Here is a 20,861-nt window from a genome sequence, read left to right on the forward strand (position 1 = left end):
CTGGCAAAGCAGGCCGTCATTCGCGGTCTACAGTGGCTGGACTTGGAGAAAAACGGCGTTTATTCTTCCTATACTCACAATCACTAAAAAATCTTGCGCATTGATTTTCAGTTCTATGTCTTTTAGGGCTTGTACTTTTCCGTCGTAAACCTTGTTTATTTTCTTAAAGGTTACGCTTGCCATCGGCTAATACTTTTTGCTCCTGTCACGATGTAGTTTGTCGAGTTTTGCCTGCTCGGCAATCAATCGGCTATATGCGCCTATAACCAATTTCTTTTTTTCTGGCGAAACCATTTTAGAGTATACATCAAACATGGCAAGCCATTGTTTGTATGTCCATTCCGAAATAAACGCCTCCTCGTGAAGATCGATTTGCTTTCGTATCCGCTTTTGTTGTTCGTATGAAAAAACTTTTTTTGTTTTTTCCTTAAAAAATCTGCCTGGCGCGGAATATACAAAAGCCAAGAAATCCCAGTAGTCGATTAGCGGCAATTTTTTTATGTCGCAGTATTCTTTTTTGTGAAAGTTCACAAAAAATATTGATACATTCGGGCTTGGCGAAAAGTCCGCTTTATCAAAGTTGTGAATGACTTTGATTTCGTAAATCGGCTTAAAAAGTAGCGACTTAAATCCATCTTGGCACAAAGGCTCACCTGCGTACTTATATACCGCCTCTTGTTGCATGACGAGATATAAATCCTCGGGCGTCCTTCCCGTCGTCAAAAGTTTGCTCAAAATATCCGCAGTCATGTTGAATGGTATGTTAGAAAAAACTTTGTACGGCTCGCTCGGCAAATCTACTGTTAGAAAGTCCCTGTTCAGCAGAACTAAATCCTCGTGCCCCTTTAATTGCTCAAGCAATCGCCTGTACAATTCCGCGTCGTACTCTATCGCAACAACTTGTCTACAGCGTCCAAGTAAGGCTCGAGTGATAATTCCTTTGCCGGGTCCGATTTCATAAACCAAATCATCGCAAGTTATATTGCTAAGTCCGACTAGTTTATTTACTAGTTGGGCATTGTGTAAAAAATTTTGAGAGTCTTTTATGTTGCGTTCCAATAGCCTACTCCTTTACCCGTGTGGCTATTTGATTTTTTGTTGCCGTTGGGTGTATCGTTATTGGTAAACTCGTATTTTTCATAGAGTTGCGTACTCTAATTCTATACAAGGCAATACTTAATATATTTTAGCATATATTTTAGCAAATATATTAGGAAAACACAATACATTTTAGAGTGGTTTCGAAAATAGTTAAATAAAAATGACTTGTAAAGGATATTCCCCGCAAAGGTTCAGTTCTGCCGTGCTGAAAAATTGCTTATTCGTAAAAGAATAGGCAGCTTTCTTTTTTGTTCGCCCCTTTTATTTCATAGAGTACTCAACTCTATTTACAATAGAGTGGGAGTGACTGGCACTCACAGGCAATGTCTGGCACTGGCTGGCATCACAGCTGAGACTTCAATATCTCGCAGCTGAGCGATAAACTGTATAAAAACACAGTATCGCAAGGATGCGGATCATGCCCCAAGTGGCGGCCAGGATGGCCAGCCGGGACGAGAACACTGGTCGTTACCAGCGTCACCGGCCCGAGCAAACCCTGCTCTATCGGATCGTCGAAGAATACTACCCGACGTTCGCTGCCCATTTGGCGGCGCAGGGCAGGGAACTGCCCGGCTATGTGCAACGCGAGTTTGACGACTACCTCAAATGCGGCCGTCTCGAACACGGCTTTCTGCGGGTGCGTTGTGAGTCGTGTCACGCTGAGCACCTGGTTGCGTTCAGCTGCAAACGTCGGGGCTTCTGTCCTAGTTGTGGCGCACGGCGTATGGCCGAAAGCGCCGCGCTACTGGTCGATGAGGTTCTGCCCGTACAGCCCATGCGCCAATGGGTACTCAGCTTTCCCTTTCAATTGCGCTTTCTGTTCGCCAGCCGGCCGGAGGTCATGGGCCGGGTGTTGGGCATCGTTTACCGCGTCATCGCCACGCATCTGGTCAAGAAAGCGGGCTATACCCACCAAGCGGCCAAGACCGGTGCCGTCACCCTGATCCAGCGCTTCGGCAGTGCACTGAACCTCAACATTCACTTTCACATGCTGTTCCTCGATGGCGTGTACGTTGAGCGTCCCAATGGAACAGCCCGGTTCCTCTGGGTCAGGGCGCCGACCAGCGCCGAACTCACCCAACTGGCGCACACCATCGCCCATCGGGTCGGCCGCTATTTGGAGCGGCAAGGCCTACTGGAGCGGGATGCTGAAAACAGTTACCTGGCCTTGGATGCGGTGGATGAAGATGCGATGACTCCACTGCTGGGGCATTCCATCACGTATCGCATCGCCGTGGGGCCACAGGCAGGGCGCAAGGTGTTCACCCTGCAGACACTGCCCGCCTGCGACCCGGAAGATCAGTTTGGTGACGGGATTGGCAAGGTAGCCGGGTCCAGCCTGCACGCCGGCGTGGCGGCCAGGGCCGATGAACGCAAGAAGCTCGAACGGCTGTGCCGGTACATCAGCCGCCCGGCGGTATCCGAGAAGCGGCTGTCGTTAACACGAGGCGGCAACGTGCGCTACCAGCTCAAGACGCCGTACCGGGACGGCACCACGCACGTCATTTTCGAACCATTGGATTTCATTGCAAGGCTGGCCGCCCTGGTACCGAAGCCCAGAGTCAACCTAACCCGCTTCCACGGGGTGTTCGCACCCAACAGTCGGCACCGGGCGTTGGTCACGCCGGCAAAACGGGGCAGGGGCAACAAGGTCAGGGTGGCTGATGAACCGGCAACACCAGCACAACGGCGAGCGTCGATGACATGGGCGCAACGGCTCAAGCGTGTTTTCAATATCGACATCGAGACCTGCAGCGGCTGCGGCGGCGCCATGAAAGTCATCGCCTGCATTGAAGACCCTATAGTGATCAAGCAGATCCTTGATCACCTGAAGCACAAAGCCGAAACCAGCGGGACCAGGGCGTTACCCGAAAGCCGGGCGCCACCGGCTGAGCTGCTCCTGGGTCTGTTTGACTGACGAGCCTGAAGGCCAACGATACCAATCAAAATGCTGCGTTCACAGCGCCGCGGCAGGGATCCGCCGTGCTGGTTGTCGGAAAAGGAGCCGCTAGTGGGAAAGAGGAGGGTAAATTTTCAGCGTTGCTGGCTCCCCGTCAGCCGGATTGGGTTGCATCGCAGGGGTGTCGAAAGAGTCAACTGCGGTCCAAAGCTGTTGGACTTGGGTGAAAAGGGCGTTTATTCTTCCTATACGTGTTTTTCATTGACTTTATTTTGTACAAAGTTAAAATACGTGCATCTTAATTTAGAACTGATGAGGTTTGCTGACATGAACAATTAACTTGATTTGACTTGTTATTACGATCAATCAAGGAGGTTTTATGTCCAAATTTTTGCAGCTTAATCAGTTGTCTTATGGTTTGCCAAATGGCAACACAGTTTTTTCAAATTTAACTTATACATTCTCTCAGCCAATCACAGCTTTGATTGGGCGAAATGGCGTGGGCAAAAGCTTATTGGCACAAATCATGGCGGGGCGATTATTGCCAACGGAAGGCTCATGTATCAATAGAGATTTAGTTTATTACTTATCACAAAAAGCCCATGAAAATAGTGCCGAAACCGTTGCTGAAGCACTGGGGATTCAGTCTATATTGGATGCATTACAACGCATTGAAAATGGTAGTGTTGATCCTGATGATTTTGAAACTGTGGGTTCGCGTTGGTGCATTCAGGATGAGGCTCTGAATTTATTGGCTGATCTGTCTTTATCCCATGTTTCGTTAGCAACTGCTATGCAGCAATTAAGTGGTGGTGAGCAAATGCGTATTCGCATTGCGGCTGCTTTCTTATCACAAGCACAAATTTTGATTTTGGATGAGCCAAGTAATCATTTGGATTATCACTATAAACAAGTTTTATGGTCGATGATTCAATCATGGCAAGGGCAGGTGATCATCATTACTCATGATCGTTATTTGTTGAACCAAGTGAATGCCATTGTGGAATTATCTGCTAAAGGCTTAACAGCATATAGCGGTGCTTATCAAGATTATATTGAGCAAAGGGATGCCGAATTAGCTTCTGCTATTCAGCAATTGAATGCAGTAAAACAGACAGAGAAAAAGCGCTTGGCAGTTGTACAACAACAATTGGAGCGACAAGCTAAACGATCCTCTCAAGCCAATAAGCAACGCGGTGAGCAAAATCAAGCAAAGATATTGTTAGATCGCCAAAAGAACCGTAGTGAATTAAGTTCAGGCAAAGCAAAGCAGCAACGTGATCAGATTGCTGAACAAGGTAAATTAGCCATTCAATCTGCAAAAAATCGCATAGATCAGCAGGAATCTGTTGTGTTGCATGGTTATGATGTGGATGCTTTTGTGCCGAAAATATTAGCAGAATTGAACCAGCTGATATTGCCATATTTAGCTGAGCACCTGTGCGAATTTCATGGGCAAATTGAGAAGGGCGATCGCATTGCAATTGTGGGTAAAAATGGCAGTGGTAAATCTGTATTGTTGAAAGCATTAGCAGGGAAGATTTCGCCCTCACAAGGCGAAGTAATACATCATGTGAGTTTTGCTTATTTGGATCAACAATTGTCTTCCTTGGATTTATCAAAATCTATTTTGGAGCAGGTTTCAGACGGGCAAACCAAAGAGAAAATTACAGATTTAAGAATGCAGCTAGCGCAGTTGGGATTGGACAATACAGTGATTAATCAGCCGATGAAGGCTTTAAGTGGTGGTGAACAGCTGAAAGCAGCTTTGATTCTGGCTTTATATCAAAAAAAGCCTGCACAATTGCTATTGCTAGATGAACCCAATAATCACTTGGATTTACCATCATTACAAGCATTGGAACAATTATTACAAAGTTATCGTGGCGCTTTAGTGATTGTGGCTCATGATCAAGAATTTTTAGAAAATATTGGTATTACAAAATATTTAGTGGCAACTGAAAACGGTTGGCAGTGGCAGGAAAATTTTTAAACGATCCCTTCTAAAGGAAGGGATAGATACATTAAGGAAAATCACGATTACAGCGAATAATGTTTCTCAGCTTCAATCAATGCTTCGATATTATTTTGTGTTAAGAATGGGCGAAGCGCCTGAAACTTCTCAGGTGCCCAATCATAAATATGCAATGCTAATAACTGTTGAATGATCTCTGGTGGAAATCTGTATTTTACTAATTGTGCAGGTGATCCACCTACAATTGCATAAGGTTCCACATCTTTTGTCACAATACTGCCAGCGGCAACGATTGCGCCTTCTCCAATTGTGATGCCTGGCATAATCATCGCTCGCATACCGATCCAAGCGCTATCATGAATATGCGTATCACCTTTGCTTTGATAAGCATCGATGATAGTTTCCATAAAAGGATATAAGCTGAACCAATCTGCGCGATGTGTATGATTGCCGCCCATGAGAATTACCGCTTCTGCGCCAATGCAGACATAATCACCAATGTATAATTGATCGATGTGCCATAAAGGTTCCCACTTTAAGCTTTCTTCATCGCCATATAAATAGCGCACAACAGAAGCTTCAAAGCCCTGATCCCAACAATCGCTGTAATAGCTATGTTGACCTTTAATGATAATGTTTGAGTTTTTAACAGTTTCGTGGAGATATTCCACTTTTGACCAATGTTTTTTTTCCATGACAAAGCTCCAAATAAAATGGCAAATACATGGAATGTTTTATCGATTCGATGCACTACATTCCAAGTGCATCAACCGCGAGCGATTCTCGGTTTTTTGAGTAAAGGATTATTGATCATTGGAACATTATAAGTATTTATAAAACTAACTCAAATTTATAGTTAACCAGTTGACAATAATTTAAATCAGGAATATAGTTAACTGGTAAACAAAGCTGAGATAATGATTATGACAACACAAACAGAAAAAATGTATCGAACTTTAGTAAAGTTAATACATGCACAAGAAATTCATCGAGAGAAAAAGCGTGAAATTTTATTGAAGGATTTGGGCAATTACACATTAACGCAATTGCATATTTTGAGCTGTATTCAGCAACATGATGCTGTGAATAATAAAGTGCTCAGTGATGCTTTAGCGTTAACAAAAGCAGCAGTTTCAAAGGCTGTGAATAAGTTATTGAAGGATGAATTAATCACGACATACCAAGTGGAAGATAATCAAAAGTCGATTTTTTATCAGTTAACGAAAGAAGGTGAGCATATTGCGGATATTCATCATGTGTTGCATGAGCAAGCTAAAGCAAATTATTTAAATTTTTTGGCAACGATGGATGATGAAACATTGGCTAAAGCCCAGCTGTTCTTGGAAGCTTTAACAAATTACTTAGAAGAATAATGAAAAAAGGAGATCAAAACAGGGAAAGGAATTGCCGGGCTATGTGCAACGGGAATTTGAAGAATTTCTCCAATGCGGGCGGCTGGAGCATGGCTTTCTACGGGTTCGCTGCGAGTCTTGCCACGCCGAGCACCTGGTCGCTTTCAGCTGTAAGCGGCGCGGTTTCTGCCCGAGCTGTGGGGCGCGGCGGATGGCCGAAAGTGCCGCCTTGCTGGTTGATGAAGTACTGCCTGAACAACCCATGCGTCAGTGGGTGTTGAGTTTCCCGTTTCAGCTGCGTTTCCTGTTTGCCAGCCGGCCCGAGATCATGGGGTGGGTGCTGGGCATCGTTTACCGCGTCATTGCCACGCACCTGGTCAAGAAAGCGGGCCATACCCACCAAGTGGCCAAGACGGGCGCGGTCACCCTGATCCAGCGTTTTGGATCGGCGCTCAATCTGAATGTTCACTTCCACATGCTGTTTCTCGACGGTGTGTATGTCGAGCAATCCCACGGCTCAGCGCGTTTCCGCTGGGTCAAGGCGCCGACCAGCCCAGAGCTCACCCAGCTGACGCACACCATCGCCCACCGGGTGGGTCGCTATCTGGAACGGCAAGGCCTGCTGGAACGGGATGTCGAAAACAGCTATCTGGCCTCGGATGCGGTGGATGACGACCCGATGACACCCCTGCTGGGGCACTCGATCACTTACCGTATCGCTGTCGGTTCACAGGCGGGGCGAAAGGTGTTCACTTTGCAAACTCTGCCGACCAGTGGTGATCCGTTCGGTGACGGGATTGGCAAGGTAGCCGGGTCCAGCCTGCACGCCGGCGTGGCGGCCAGGGCCGATGAACGCAAGAAGCTCGAACGGCTGTGCCGGTACATCAGCCGCCCGGCGGTATCCGAGAAGCGGCTGTCGTTAACACGAGGCGGCAACGTGCGCTACCAGCTCAAGACGCCGTACCGGGACGGCACCACGCACGTCATTTTCGAACCATTGGATTTCATTGCAAGGCTGGCCGCCCTGGTACCGAAGCCCAGAGTCAACCTAACCCGCTTCCACGGGGTGTTCGCACCCAACAGTCGGCACCGGGCGTTGGTCACGCCGGCAAAACGGGGCAGGGGCAACAAGGTCAGGGTGGCTGATGAACCGGCAACACCAGCACAACGGCGAGCGTCGATGACATGGGCGCAACGGCTCAAGCGTGTTTTCAATATCGACATCGAGACCTGCAGCGGCTGCGGCGGCGCCATGAAAGTCATCGCCTGCATTGAAGACCCTATAGTGATCAAGCAGATCCTTGATCACCTGAAGCACAAAGCCGAAACCAGCGGGACCAGGGCGTTACCCGAAAGCCGGGCGCCACCGGCTGAGCTGCTCCTGGGTCTGTTTGACTGACGAGCCTGAAGGCCAACGATACCAATCAAAATGCTGCGTTCACAGCGCCGCGGCAGGGATCCGCCGTGCTGGTTGTCGGAAAAGGAGCCGCTAGTGGGAAAGAGGAGGGTAAATTTTCAGCGTTGCTGGCTCCCCGTCAGCCGGATTGGGTTGCATCGCAGGGGTGTCGAAAGAGTCAACTGCGGTCCAAAGCTGTTGGACTTGGGTGAAAAGGGCGTTTATTCTTCCTATACGTGACACCCGCCGTGACACGCTCCATGAAGTGCCTGCCTGCGTCTGTTAGCCGAACGCCCCGCGCATGGCGCTCAAATAGCAGGACACCAAGGTTATCCTCCAGCGCTTTCACACGCGCGCTGACGCTCGACTGGCTGATACCAAGTGCCTTGGCCGCATGCCGAAAATTCAGATGCTTGGCGACGGCGATGAACTGAACAAGGGAAATGAGCGGTATCCTGCCAGACAGGATACCGACATTCACGAGGTTTCGATGGTTAGTGCGCCGCATCGGAGCGGGCCTGCTACCAGTCGTCGGTTAGACGACTGGCGACTTCTCGGTGGCAGCCCCACGGAGCCGAAGGAGCACCAGCCCCAACGAAACCAGTACCGCCATCGCCGTGGCGTAACAGATCACGGGCCACGCTGTGTCACCGTTTAAAAGTGCCACCGCCAATGTCCCGACAATGCTGACTATCAGGCTTTGAACGCAGAAGTAGAACGCGACCGCTGATCCCGCGATGTCGTCGAACTCTGCCAAAGCGCCGTTCGCGGTAACGGACACCGTGAAGACAATACCGACCGCGACAACCCACATCGGTAGGATGAAGGTGAGGAATGACGGCGAGCCGTAAAGTTCGCCGATCCCCAACAGGACCGCTCCGCAAACAAGCAACGCCATCCCACGCGCCACGCATCCTGCGATGCCCCATCTGGCGACAAAGGACTTCGCGAAACGGGTTGTCACGATCATTACAAGCGCGACAGTGGCGAAGGCAAAGCTGAATCCGATCTCGGAATATTCCGCTTGGCCTATGAGCACACGGGGAGCCGTCGAGAAGAAGACGAAGTAGGTGCCCATACCGGCGCTAAAGCCGACAGTGTAAACCCAAAAAGCCGGACTCGCGAAGATCGGCAAGACAGATCGGCGCGTCTTGACTTGATCCAGAGGGCGGGTTTCGTGCCACCTGAAACCCGCATTTAGGAGTGCGAGCATCGCCAGTATAGCCAAAGTAATGAATATCGCCTGCCATCCCAAGAACTCGCCGATCAATACTCCGGCGATAGGGCCGAGCGCAGGCACGAACGCCAGCATCGAACTGAAAAGGCCGTAGATGACGACACCCTCAGGACGGTTGGCATAAACGTCGCGAACCGTCGCGAACGTCGCCACCAGCATGGCCGACGCGCCCACTGCTTGAAGTAGACGGAAAGCGACAAAGGCCGGTGCAGTTGAAGACCAAGCTGCTCCCAGAGACGCAATGACGAAAGCCGTTGCGCCCGCAAGTAGAATTGGCCGTCGCCCGATTCTGTCTGAGAGCGGACCAAAAATCACCTGGCCCACGCCGAGCATCACCATATAGAGGCTCAACGTGAGTTGGATCATAGCGGGCGTCGTGTTCAGGATGCCGGGCATCGCTGGAACGACAGGGAGATAAATATCCATCGCCAGTGAAGCGAGGATGTCGAAAGGAGCCATCAGCAGCAGTGCTGCCGGCAGCGTATAGGCCCACGCGGGGCGTGTGGTGGTCATGACGAATCAACCCTCGATTAAGATTAAGGAATACCGGGCGACGTCTGCTCGTCAGCAATCAGATGAGACTAGCCTTACAGAGCGCCGCAACAACAATACTGGTTGTTGCGGCTTACTTGTCTGCTGACTTGGAATTTCCCATCTGATTACTCCACGCTTACGAATATGAATTGCTACATTTTATCAGATTATCTTTTGCTTCGCAATGCGGCATGGGCGCACTCAGCGTTCCAGCCCCCTCTGCCGCCCTAACTGCCACGACACCGACCCGCCCTGCACGATGCCCATAACCTCGCGGCCGAGTTGGCGGTCGATGATCGGCCGCCACGGGACAAGGGTGAACTCATGGGATTTCTCGACCACGGCGAACTTGCCGCTCGATAGATGCACGGTTCCGGTAAACTTGCGCAAGGCCTGCTGGAACGGGATGTCGAAAACAGCTATCTGGCCTCGGATGCGGTGGATGACGACCCGATGACACCCCTGCTGGGGCACTCGATCACTTACCGTATCGCTGTCGGTTCACAGGCGGGGCGAAAGGTGTTCACTTTGCAAACTCTGCCGACCAGTGGTGATCCGTTCGGTGACGGGATTGGCAAGGTAGCCGGGTCCAGCCTGCACGCCGGCGTGGCGGCCAGGGCCGATGAACGCAAGAAGCTCGAACGGCTGTGCCGGTACATCAGCCGCCCGGCGGTATCCGAGAAGCGGCTGTCGTTAACACGAGGCGGCAACGTGCGCTACCAGCTCAAGACGCCGTACCGGGACGGCACCACGCACGTCATTTTCGAACCATTGGATTTCATTGCAAGGCTGGCCGCCCTGGTACCGAAGCCCAGAGTCAACCTAACCCGCTTCCACGGGGTGTTCGCACCCAACAGTCGGCACCGGGCGTTGGTCACGCCGGCAAAACGGGGCAGGGGCAACAAGGTCAGGGTGGCTGATGAACCGGCAACACCAGCACAACGGCGAGCGTCGATGACATGGGCGCAACGGCTCAAGCGTGTTTTCAATATCGACATCGAGACCTGCAGCGGCTGCGGCGGCGCCATGAAAGTCATCGCCTGCATTGAAGACCCTATAGTGATCAAGCAGATCCTTGATCACCTGAAGCACAAAGCCGAAACCAGCGGGACCAGGGCGTTACCCGAAAGCCGGGCGCCACCGGCTGAGCTGCTCCTGGGTCTGTTTGACTGACGAGCCTGAAGGCCAACGATACCAATCAAAATGCTGCGTTCACAGCGCCGCGGCAGGGATCCGCCGTGCTGGTTGTCGGAAAAGGAGCCGCTAGTGGGAAAGAGGAGGGTAAATTTTCAGCGTTGCTGGCTCCCCGTCAGCCGGATTGGGTTGCATCGCAGGGGTGTCGAAAGAGTCAACTGCGGTCCAAAGCTGTTGGACTTGGGTGAAAAGGGCGTTTATTCTTCCTATACGTTGGCGGACACATTGCCACAAGTATTTTTAAAAAATATGCTGAATAGAGAGTAGGTGCTAACTTCGGTTTGCTCGTGTTGGCGCTAAATCGAAAGTTCAAGTATCCCAACATGTTCCTTCGTATAGAAGTTAAAAGTTGGCAATTATCGTAGAACAACCTACAGACAACACCAATATGTAACCGATAAATAATTACAAAATATGACCGACAGAGTAAACATCATCAATAACTACATCGATGGATACAACCAATTTGATATCAAAAAAATGGTTGCAGACCTTGACGATAATATTGTTTTTGAAAACATTCAAAATAATGATATAAGTTTATCGCTGAAAGGGTTAACAGCGTTTAAACAACAGGCAGAAACAGCAAAAACATACTTTGCAAAGAGAACACAGACAGTTAAATCGTTTAGGCATTTTGACAACAGCACTGAAATAGAAATTGATTATACAGCAATTTTAGCAATTGACTTTCCGAACGGCTTAAAAAAAGGGCAAAAGCTAAAGTTATCAGGAAAATCCGTGTTTGAATTTAAAAAAAACAAAGTGATTAAATTGACAGACATTAGTTGACATTAAAACCAGCGAACAAGAATATGACTTTACTAAAACATAAAAAAATTACAATAATTGGTGCCGGGCCTGTTGGATTAACAATGGCGAGATTGTTACAGCAAAACGGCGTGGACATTACAGTTTACGAGAGAGACAAAGACCAAGATGCAAGGATTTTTGGTGGGACACTTGATCTGCACAGGGATTCGGGACAGGAAGCAATGAAAAGAGCGGGATTGTTACAAACTTATTATGACTTAGCTTTACCAATGGGTGTAAATATTGTTGATGAAAAGGGCAATATTTTAACCACAAAAAATGTAAGACCCGAAAATCGTTTTGACAATCCTGAAATAAACAGAAATGACTTAAGGACTATCCTATTAAATAGTTTACAAAATGATACCGTCATTTGGGATAGAAAACTTGTTACCCTTGAACCTGATAAGGAGAAGTGGATACTAACTTTTGAGGATAAATCGAGTGAAACAGCAGATCTGGTTATTATTGCCAATGGTGGAATGTCTAAAGTAAGAAAATTTGTTACCGACACGGAAGTTGAAGAAACAGGTACTTTCAATATACAAGCCGATATTCATCAACCGGAGGTGAACTGTCCTGGATTTTTTCAGCTTTGCAATGGAAACCGGCTAATGGCTGCTCATCAAGGTAATTTATTATTTGCGAATCCTAATAATAATGGTGCATTGCATTTTGGAATAAGTTTTAAAACACCTGATGAATGGAAAAGCAAAACGCGGGTAGATTTTCAAGACAGAAATAGTGTCGTTGATTTTCTCCTGAAAAAATTTTCCGATTGGGACGAACGCTACAAAGAACTGATTCGTTTGACATCATCTTTTGTAGGGTTAGCGACACGAATATTTCCCTTAGATAAGTCTTGGAAAAGTAAGCGTCCATTACCCATAACGATGATTGGAGATGCTGCTCATTTGATGCCTCCTTTTGCAGGGCAAGGCGTAAACAGTGGGTTGATGGATGCCTTGATATTGTCGGATAATCTGACCAATGGGAAATTTAACAGCATTGAAGAGGCTATTGAAAATTATGAACAGCAAATGTTTGCTTATGGAAGAGAAGCACAGGCAGAATCAATAATAAACGAAACGGAAATGTTCAGCCTCGAATTTTCTTTCCAAAAACTAATGAATCTATAAAACAGAAAGGCGAGGAAATGAAAGAGAAAATAGTTAAAAAAAACGGAATAAGACTTTTTACCGAAAGTTTTGGATGTGAAAAAGATCCGGCAATACTCTTGATTGCGGGAGCAACGGTATCCATGTTGTATTGGGATGCTGAATTTTGCCAGAAACTATCTGAAAAGGGATTTTTTGTTATTCGCTACGACAATAGGGACGTAGGAAAATCTACTAATTACGAACCGGGTTCAACCCCCTATGATATTGTTGACTTAACCCATGATGCTATTTCAATTTTGGACGGCTATAAAATAGTCAAAGCCAATTTTGTGGGAATTTCACTGGGCGGACTGATTTCTCAAATAGCATCAATAAAATATGCCGACAGGGTAAGTTCAATAACACTAATCTCATCAGGTCCTTGGGGCGACTCAGACCCCACAATTCCTGAAATGGATACGCGTATTTTAGATTTTCACGGAAAAGCTGAAACCGTAGATTGGACAAATGAAGACAGTGTGGCAAATTATTTAATTCAAGGTGCTGAATTGATGAGCGGCAGGAAACAATTTGACAAACAAAGAAGTGAAAAACTGATTAGAGCCGAATTTAAAAGAGCTAATAACTATATAAGTATGTTCAATCATGCGGCACTGCAAGGTGGTGAAGAATACTGGAACAGATTGAGCGAAATCAATCAACCAACCTTAATTGTACACGGAACGGACGATAAAATATGGCATTTTAAGAATTCAGCAGTTTTACTTGAAAAGATAAACGGCTCAAAACTAATAACGCTTGATGGAACCGGACACGAACTACATTTCGAAGATTGGAATAAAATTATTGATGGAATAACGCAACATACAACAAATAACAAAAGAATGAACAAATAGGGTATTATGTATTTCCAAATCAACGGTTTAGAGATTGAAGCTAATATCAATGTGTTCTTTGAATAACATCTTTTGGTGTTTTTTAATAATCATACTACGCAATTTTCTTTTATAAAAGGAAATATTGTAAACTAAATACGAAATGGTATCTTCATTAAATCATATCATCTCGGAGATACAGCGAAAAGAAAATGCTATTTCGCTGTCTGCATCTAATGAAATTGATGAAGCATATCAAACGACGATATACCTGCAAGAATACTTATGGTCAATAAGAGAGGATATTACCCAGCAGGGCTTTAAAAACCATTGGGAGGAAATCAATTTCTTTCGCAACATTAAGCCATACATTCTCTCCAAACTCATTTACCACAATAAAATATTTCGCACACCAGTCTTCCCAAGGCGTACACGGTGCGCAATGAACGTGTGGCGTAGTCCGGCCGCATCAAGCCGACATCAGCCCACTTAAGCTTCATTTCGTAGGAAGCATCTGCTGGAGAGGCGCCATTAAGCAAAGCGTAGGGCTACGTCAGCGGGCCAAAAAGGAATACGTCCATGCCCATCGAGGTGAAACCGGCTGTGAGCGCGGGTTCAAGCATATAGCCCGACAGGCGCGTATCCTTGCCGATCACGACACGATGGCGGTGGTCACCGCGACGAAAGACACGGCCAGCCGCCATGCCGACGCGCAAGGCGGTTTCCGCCGTCATCGCGCCTTCGTTGGCTTTGCCACGAATACCGTCTGTGCCGAAATATTTGCGCACCATAAGGTCGATTATCCTGTCGTCGGGTCGCCCTCAAAGGGGACATGCCTGCTGAACCGCGAATATAGAGAAATATCCCGAATGTGCAGTTAACGAATTCTTGCGGTTTCTTTCAGCGCCGCCAATACCGCCAGCCCGTCGCGCAAGGGGCGCGGCTCGTGTGTGCGGATGAAGTCAGCTCCACCTGCGGCGGCGGCAAGCTCTGCAGCGAGTGTCGCGGCCCCGACATCCCCCGGACCACGGCCTGTGAGCGCGCGCAGAAAGGATTTGCGCGAAACAGACAGAAGCACCGGCAAATCGAAGCGCAGCCGCAATTCATCGAACCGCGCCAGCACCGAGAGCGAGGTTTCGGGAGCAGCCCCCAGAAAAAACCCCATGCCGGGATCAAGGACAAGGCGGTTGCGTTTGATACCGGCACCCGTCAGCGCCGCGATGCGCGCGTCAAAGAACGCCGCAATGTGATCCATGATGTCGCCAGCGGGTGCCTCGCGCCGATCTGCCTGCCCGTCTTGCACCGAATGCATAACGACGAGTTTGGCAGATGATTTCGCCAATTGCGGATAGAACGCAGCGTCTGGAAAACCGCGAATATCATTGAGATAGGCCACACCACGCGACAAGGCATAGGCTTGCGTCGCGGGTTGATAACTGTCGAGCGAGACGGGAATGCCATCTGCCTTGAGCGCGTCCAGCACCGGCGCGATACGCGCGATTTCTGTGTCGGACGAAACAGGCGCGGCGTCGGGATTGCTGGATGCCGGACCGAGGTCGATCACATCTGCCCCCTCGGCCATCAGCTTACGCGCCTGCGCAATGGCTGCGTCTGGCGCCAGATACCGGCCTCCATCGGAGAAACTGTCCGAGGTTATGTTGACGATGCCGAAAATGATGAGCGATTTATTCATGGGGGCTTCTATAATAATAATAATCGAGCATGAGTCTCATACGGATGCTCGGGTCGAAAGGGAATCCCCAGGCGAGTAACCTGTTTGCGGTGATCCATTAGCTGCAGGAGCAGAAGAGCATACATCTGGAAGCAAAGCCAGGAAAGCGGCCTATGGAGCTGTGCGGCAGCGCTCAGTAGGCAATTTTTCAAAATATTGTTAAGCCTTTTCTGAGCATGGTATTTTTCATGGTATTACCAATTAGCAGGAAAATAAGCCATTGAATATAAAAGATAAAAATGTCTTGTTTACAATAGAGTGGGTATGAAGCGAATCAGCGGTAGAACAAGGTTTAACAGCGATGCCTTGTATACACGCTTAGAGTGTTCGTTGTTACTAGGTGTTGTATTCAACATGAGATAGTGAAGCCTTTTTTGAATGGATGCTTAAAGGAATAAGTATCAAGAATATCGGATCTATTATCTGTTTTTCTGGGCGATGTAAATTGTATCCTGTCTGCCCAGATCGGAGTGGCCAGTATCAAAGGCATTGAAGCATAAACCTGATAGCGCCGAATTTCCCCGTCAGCTCTATAGCTTATGTTTGCGCGTATATGGTTAGAGACAGGACCTTTAATACGTACATGCGCACACGGTAAATCAGCTACACGTTTTGCTGTTGGATAATCGTCTGCGTCTTGGAAATACTTAATTAGTTTTTGCTTATTGAATCGTTTGATAGTGCTAACACGCTTGGCTTTTGTAAATCCGATAGTGCGTATTGATTCAGTTTCAATGATTGGAATATTACGCCATGCTTTCAGTGGATTGAATAAAGGTCGCTTCAATAGCTTAAGAGCGATTCTTAGCTGAGATCGAGTGTAGCGGGTAGTTAGGTCAGCGTAGAGGCTTCTTAGGCTGTCCTTTTGGACCTGCAGCTGTTGTATCAGATCCACTGTATTTTTTTGAAGTTGGAAAACTGATGGGTATCGTTCTGTTTCGGCGTACTCAGAGCCATCACGAAGGTAGAAGTCAGACAGGGCTTTAACTAGATACTCAGTCGCATTTGCTTCCTCAACACGCTCGCAGGTAACAGGGCAATAAATGACAGCTCTAGGTGTTTTTTCATAGAGGAAGCAATGCGACCTAAGATTATTTAGTGCTTCATAGAGTGATTTAATACGGACATCAATCAACTCAAGGTCTGCAAGCTCGATATTCTGTGGCGTTAATGGATAATTAATCATTTTCCAAGAGTTTGGTTTCTTTAGATTTGGAATTTGTTTTTTTACGATACTTTTTTATTTTTGTGTTTCTTTGATAGCCTGATACAGTCCAGACTTGTTCTGGTGGGTCTATTTCGGACGCCTCTGCTTCAACTTCGACAACTTGTTTGATAACCCACCAGTTTTCAGGGTCTTCCGTGAGTAGTTGATCAATTAGATAAAGGAGCCGTTGAGTCGGCTGGTACATCCTGTTTGTGCATTCAGGCTGAGAAAGCAGACGTGTACTAGCTAGCATTTCAAAACCTAGTAGTGGCGCTATGCTGCGATCGTTGAAGTTGGGATCGACAGCCTTAATTTTTTCGATAACCGACTCGATGGTAGGTAGATTTAATTTAGGTATTTGGTGAGGAAACGCACTATACAGACGAAGTAATATCGATAGATTTGGGGCTAGCCCCATTGTGACGCGTTTTTGAGCGTAAAGTGTGGATGTGTTCAGACCAAGCGAGGCAGTCATGTCATGAACCGTTAAACCATGCGCTTTTTCGAACATCGAGATTGTTTTGCCAGTCAAAGGGTTAGGAGTGGCCAAGTAGGCACTAGCTTTTCCAAGCTTTTTGCGTAGTAGATTATAATCATCGGATTTGTCACTCATTTCTTCACCATTAGTATCTTTTTGCATTATGAGATAATACGTATTATATATTTTTTAGGTAGGTCAGTGGCTAAATGGCTCTAATCAACATTGAAACATATTTTGCTTGCCCGCTTTCAAATCGTGCTTCATTTGAGGGCATTGAGACAAAAGGCATTGAGCAATTTTTCCCAAGTGTTTCGTTTCCTCGTAACGGAATGACCTTTCTTACGTCGAATATTTCAAATAACGTAGCACACCAGTATATTTTGAATTCTGCACCTGACGATGTTGTACATGTTCCCTTACGTTTAAAAGCGGAATTAAATAGCACAGTCACGACACAGCGGGTTGACCTTAGTGACAAGCCAAATAAAGGTCTGTCTTTTGCTGTACATCTAAGCACCTTACGCATGTGTGCAGACGTTATGGATCTAGTAAATACTATTTATGACTATCCAGTTGACGGTAAGTTATACAGCGGAAGATTCCCTAGAGAGCCTTTGTCGCCCACAAGTGGTGCTCGAGTCATTGAAGCATTTATGAAAATTCCAGAGTTAAAACACATCAAAGTTTTAACCTACCAGTTAATCACTCAGGAAGTAGGCGAAATTCAGGTAAGCACGGTTTTTGATCTATCCTGCATAACTGACTTTGTCGATATTCTTACGGAGTTACCGTCAAATGTTGATCGCGAGGTAAAAATCTTCCGCCCTTCACTTACTGATTAAGCAGCTTTTAGGTATCTAGCAGAAAACGGGTTTAATTATATTCGTTTACTGCTATCATCCGTCTAACCAATGCTACATCTGTATAATAGCACAATACAATGGTTAGGCCATGACTTCAACTAGCGTTTTAGAACAGCAACTCAATAAAATTAAGCTACTTCCACAGTCCGATCACATTGATCAAGAGCAGTCTGTTGATTGGCTTAAAAAAACGATTAAATGGCATCCCAATAAAGTTGATTGGCTTACAACGCGATTGAATGGTCTAGGAGGTTCTGAGATCGGGGCGGTTTTACGAGGGTTGATTCCTGAGTATGGGCATCTAGACGGCTTTAGCTCAATTGATAAGGTTGTTAAGTCGAAACTGCTACAACGGTTGCCTGAGTTTGAAACTCCAGAAATGCGCAGGGGGATTATGTTGGAGCCGCTTGCTCGAGCAACCTTCCTTGCTAGATACAAAGCTAAGCGAGACAAGCATGCTTTGGCGGTCGTAGCTGCGGCTATAACAGATAAAGAATACCCATGGTTGAAAGGCAATCCTGATGACATTGTGATTATGCCTGATAGCAAGCGGTATGTAGTTGATTACAAGGTACCTAGCGCTATACCTAGCGAAACTCCGTTCGATTACAAGTGCCAGCTTAATCATTACTCATTAATTGCCAAGCGTAACGGTATAGATATTGATGGATTGATTATCGTTAATTTGGATTTAGCGCCTGATATGGGGCTGGCGCTTTCAGATAAGGTTGCTGCAGGCAATATGACTGAAAGCGAGATTGTAACTTTAGCTAACACCATTGCAATCACTAATGTTGCAGGATTTGGACTTGTTAGCAGAGTGATGCCAGTAGATGAAAAACTTCAGGACATGATCTTAGAGTATGGCGCACTCTGCTGGAATGAGATGGTGTGCAAGGGCATCGTACCAAGTCCCAATCGAGGGATGATGACACTCTCTAAAGCAGACGAAGAGCATATTGGAAATTATCAGCGGCAATATGCAATCGCTCGTGAGGGCGTTAAAAGGTTAAATGCCATATCTCAAAAAGCAGTAGCAGCTATTGAAGAAAAGTTAGCTGGGAAAGATTTTGACAAAAAAGTCTTTAACGAAACCCTAGTAGGTATATCACCGAAACCAATTGATAAAAATAAAGCGGTTCATGAGGCTTTATCGCTTGGTGCGGATGAATCTGAACTGCTTGATCGTAAGAAGAAATATTCTATAGAGGCGCTAGTAGAAGAAATTAAACATCTTAAAGGCGACCCAAATGCTGATCACCTCTATGAGCGTGTCTACGATATTAAAAAAGTGCAAACCTTTCTATTAGAGCAAGGCTATGACATAGCAAGCCTACATGAAGAAGGCGTCACGCTGCGTGTATCTACGAGTAAAGCCGATAAAGAGCGCTTATCGGAGTTAGCGGAATCATTTGAGCAGCGTATTGAAGATTGGCTCGCTGATAAGAGCGGTTTTCATTCTCTTAGTGAGGACGAGTGTCGGCTTGAATATCACGAAGTCGTCCCGCAGCAAAGTGGTGAAGGTGTGACTAAGCAATCGCTAGATGCTGGCGCTTATTTGTTAGAAAGAAACGAAAACGAACAAGCTTTTGAATTAGAGACGTTAACAGGCACGTTTCTGGACGCACTTGAGTCATTCGATAGAAACGACCAAGGCGATGAACTTACCAGCCTGAATATAGGAGCGCCCATTCAATCAATGGGCATGTAGATTGCTATGGCTAAAAATAATGAACTAGGTGATCTGCTTGGGCAGATGCGCCAAAAAGCGTTTAGACGGACAGAGGATTTTACTGTAGTTGTACAGACTGCCTTGGAGGATCAAAAAGAGGCACGGTTATGGCATGTGGCTGGCATTCGAACTGACACAGGTGAGCATGTATCCGTCACAACTAAGGCAACAGCTGCAATTCAAAATAAGCCTACAGTTGGAGCAGTTATACGGGCAGACAAAGCTGTTGAAGCTAAAACTCAAACGAACGGTGTCAAGCATTATGATGCCCCTTATTTTCTAGCGTATCCAAAGGAAGATTTCTGTGTAATTGCAGAAGTAAAGCCCTTTAAACCTAAGCTCTATAATGATCGTTGGTCGGCAGGTGTGTTAGCGGTTGACTCAAAGGTATTCACTGTTAAGGACGCGACTTTATTGAGTGATAAAGATCGCTCAGTAGAGTTAATAGCGCGGATGCTTCAACCATGGACATTTAAAAAACCTACCAGCACCACACATGATGTCATGGGAAGATCAATATGGGAGGATGGAAAAGGTAAAATGGGAGCTACCCCTGCGATTAATTTACAGTTAGCAGGAAAGGAGTTCATGGTTTACGGAATTGGTGCGATCAAGGTAGACGATTCAAATTACCGACTACCTAATCATCAAGAAGTCGTAGATAAGGTCAAAGAAAACAGGAACTTAAAGGCTGTGATCTTTCCGACTATTGATCGAGTTATGCAGACCTCAGGTGTTGAGGCCTTACGTAATTATCCATTAAAGATAATGCCAGCTCTGTCATTAAGTGTAGGTAGAGATTCCTTAGCGGGGGAAAAAGAACACTATCTTAAGACCCCTAATGCATGGGAATTTAAAACCACTTCAGAAGATGGGCAAGTTAGTGCTCATCGGGGATTTAGATCCAGCTTCTTGCGTTTGGTTACAACACGCAAAGGTGGTCTCTTGGTAGCAGATGCTAAACCTAACTTCGCAAAACCACTCAGCCCTACTATTCCGTATGGAGAGCCGCAGTTTGCTTCTTCGGCCAATAAACCAGCCCCACAACCAGCCCCACAACCAGCCCCACAACCAGCCCCACAGCCAGCACCACAGCCAGCACCACAGCCAGCACCACAACCAGCACCACAGCCAGCGCCACAGCCAGCGCCACAACCAGCACCGCAAGTGGTACAACAGCAGATTCTGCATGAACCATTAAAAGTTGCTCCTGAACCACCACCTGCCCCTCAGCCAAGTTATGACTACTCAGCAGCTAAAGAAGGCGGTGACTTTGATTTTGATAACTATGACGATGAGCTAGATCACTCGCAAAGTTCGTCAAACGATATGGGTATGTGAGGGTAGT

Annotated in this window: 16 protein-coding genes and 4 pseudogenes; 11 read left to right on the plus strand and 9 right to left on the minus strand. The window is 46.8% G+C overall.

What is annotated here, in order from left to right:
- Window positions 1–186 precede the first annotated feature (186 nt).
- The gene (gene erm, locus AC2T15_RS12455; RefSeq protein WP_084929516.1) at window positions 187–1,059 is read right to left on the minus strand and encodes a 23S ribosomal RNA methyltransferase Erm; all 873 of its coding nucleotides are present in this window, start codon (window positions 1,057–1,059) and stop codon (window positions 187–189) included.
- Window positions 1,060–1,519: 460 nt separating this feature from the next.
- On the opposite strand from erm, the gene AC2T15_RS12460 reads away from it, so the two are divergent.
- On the plus strand, window positions 1,520–3,019 hold the full coding sequence (locus tag AC2T15_RS12460; RefSeq protein WP_113851612.1) for a transposase: 1,500 nt from the start codon (window positions 1,520–1,522) through the stop codon (window positions 3,017–3,019).
- Window positions 3,020–3,380: 361 nt separating this feature from the next.
- Window positions 3,381–4,994 carry an ABC-F family ATP-binding cassette domain-containing protein gene (locus AC2T15_RS12465; RefSeq protein WP_136655509.1) on the plus strand — a complete coding sequence of 538 codons (1,614 nt, stop codon included), beginning with the start codon at window positions 3,381–3,383 and terminating at the stop codon, window positions 4,992–4,994.
- A 47-nt stretch (window positions 4,995–5,041) separates the two neighbouring features.
- Here the strand turns inward: AC2T15_RS12465 and AC2T15_RS12470 are convergent, their stop codons facing one another.
- The gene (locus AC2T15_RS12470) at window positions 5,042–5,671 is read right to left on the minus strand and encodes a CatB-related O-acetyltransferase (protein ID WP_136655510.1); all 630 of its coding nucleotides are present in this window, start codon (window positions 5,669–5,671) and stop codon (window positions 5,042–5,044) included.
- A 222-nt stretch (window positions 5,672–5,893) separates the two neighbouring features.
- Between AC2T15_RS12470 and AC2T15_RS12475 the strand changes: the two genes are divergently transcribed.
- Complete coding sequence (locus tag AC2T15_RS12475; RefSeq protein ID WP_136655511.1) at window positions 5,894–6,349, plus strand: MarR family transcriptional regulator; 456 nt, start codon at window positions 5,894–5,896, stop codon at window positions 6,347–6,349.
- Between the two features lie 13 nt (window positions 6,350–6,362).
- Window positions 6,363–7,727, plus strand: a pseudogene (locus AC2T15_RS12480) (IS91-like element ISCR2 family transposase); the annotation flags it as partial.
- A gap of 175 nt (window positions 7,728–7,902) precedes the next feature.
- On the opposite strand, the gene AC2T15_RS12485 reads toward AC2T15_RS12480, so the two are convergent.
- From AC2T15_RS12485 to AC2T15_RS12495, 3 genes and pseudogenes are all read right to left on the minus strand, one after another.
- Window positions 7,903–8,232, minus strand: coding sequence for a LysR family transcriptional regulator (locus AC2T15_RS12485; protein WP_212660322.1), 330 nt, complete (start codon window positions 8,230–8,232; stop codon window positions 7,903–7,905).
- A 27-nt stretch (window positions 8,233–8,259) separates the two neighbouring features.
- Window positions 8,260–9,474 (minus strand): chloramphenicol/florfenicol efflux MFS transporter FloR, encoded by a 1,215-nt coding sequence (floR, locus tag AC2T15_RS12490; protein ID WP_000214122.1) that lies wholly within the window; start codon window positions 9,472–9,474, stop codon window positions 8,260–8,262.
- 222 nt (window positions 9,475–9,696) lie between these two features.
- Window positions 9,697–9,879 (minus strand): annotated as a pseudogene (locus AC2T15_RS12495) (DUF3363 domain-containing protein); the annotation flags it as partial.
- 3 nt (window positions 9,880–9,882) lie between these two features.
- Between AC2T15_RS12495 and AC2T15_RS12500 the strand changes: the two are divergent.
- The 4 genes and pseudogenes from AC2T15_RS12500 to estT form a co-directional block, all read left to right on the plus strand.
- A pseudogene (locus AC2T15_RS12500) lies at window positions 9,883–10,668 on the plus strand (IS91-like element ISCR2 family transposase); the annotation flags it as partial.
- A 435-nt stretch (window positions 10,669–11,103) separates the two neighbouring features.
- Window positions 11,104–11,481 carry a hypothetical protein gene (locus AC2T15_RS12505; protein ID WP_044502095.1) on the plus strand — a complete coding sequence of 126 codons (378 nt, stop codon included), beginning with the start codon at window positions 11,104–11,106 and terminating at the stop codon, window positions 11,479–11,481.
- 23 nt (window positions 11,482–11,504) lie between these two features.
- Complete coding sequence (tet(X), locus tag AC2T15_RS12510; protein WP_486779157.1) at window positions 11,505–12,641, plus strand: tetracycline-inactivating monooxygenase Tet(X); 1,137 nt, start codon at window positions 11,505–11,507, stop codon at window positions 12,639–12,641.
- A 17-nt stretch (window positions 12,642–12,658) separates the two neighbouring features.
- Window positions 12,659–13,519 (plus strand): macrolide hydrolase EstT, encoded by an 861-nt coding sequence (gene estT / locus AC2T15_RS12515; RefSeq protein WP_077782102.1) that lies wholly within the window; start codon window positions 12,659–12,661, stop codon window positions 13,517–13,519.
- Window positions 13,520–14,052: 533 nt separating this feature from the next.
- Here estT and glmM read toward each other — a convergent pair.
- From glmM to AC2T15_RS12535, 4 genes and pseudogenes are all read right to left on the minus strand, one after another.
- Window positions 14,053–14,289, minus strand: a pseudogene (gene glmM / locus AC2T15_RS12520) (phosphoglucosamine mutase); the annotation flags it as partial.
- A gap of 86 nt (window positions 14,290–14,375) precedes the next feature.
- Window positions 14,376–15,191, minus strand: a complete 816-nt coding sequence (sul2, locus tag AC2T15_RS12525; protein ID WP_001043260.1) for a sulfonamide-resistant dihydropteroate synthase Sul2 — start codon at window positions 15,189–15,191, stop codon at window positions 14,376–14,378.
- A 388-nt stretch (window positions 15,192–15,579) separates the two neighbouring features.
- Complete coding sequence (locus AC2T15_RS12530; protein ID WP_486779158.1) at window positions 15,580–16,416, minus strand: hypothetical protein; 837 nt, start codon at window positions 16,414–16,416, stop codon at window positions 15,580–15,582.
- Entirely contained in the window at window positions 16,409–17,077 is a 669-nt protein-coding gene (locus AC2T15_RS12535) for a hypothetical protein (protein WP_486779159.1), read from the minus strand. The genes AC2T15_RS12530 and AC2T15_RS12535 overlap by 8 nt, the downstream gene beginning before the upstream one ends.
- A gap of 47 nt (window positions 17,078–17,124) precedes the next feature.
- Between AC2T15_RS12535 and AC2T15_RS12540 the strand changes: the two genes are divergently transcribed.
- The 3 genes from AC2T15_RS12540 to AC2T15_RS12550 all read left to right on the plus strand — a co-directional run bounded on the left by AC2T15_RS12540 (window position 17,125) and on the right by AC2T15_RS12550 (window position 20,854).
- The gene (locus AC2T15_RS12540) at window positions 17,125–17,760 is read left to right on the plus strand and encodes a hypothetical protein (protein WP_486779160.1); all 636 of its coding nucleotides are present in this window, start codon (window positions 17,125–17,127) and stop codon (window positions 17,758–17,760) included.
- 109 nt (window positions 17,761–17,869) lie between these two features.
- Window positions 17,870–19,492, plus strand: coding sequence for a YqaJ viral recombinase family protein (locus AC2T15_RS12545; RefSeq protein WP_486779161.1), 1,623 nt, complete (start codon window positions 17,870–17,872; stop codon window positions 19,490–19,492).
- 6 nt (window positions 19,493–19,498) lie between these two features.
- Window positions 19,499–20,854 (plus strand): hypothetical protein, encoded by a 1,356-nt coding sequence (locus AC2T15_RS12550; protein ID WP_486779162.1) that lies wholly within the window; start codon window positions 19,499–19,501, stop codon window positions 20,852–20,854.
- The last annotated feature ends 7 nt before the right edge of the window (window positions 20,855–20,861 follow it).

Source organism: Thiopseudomonas sp. SA1F2-1K (assembly GCF_057443035.1).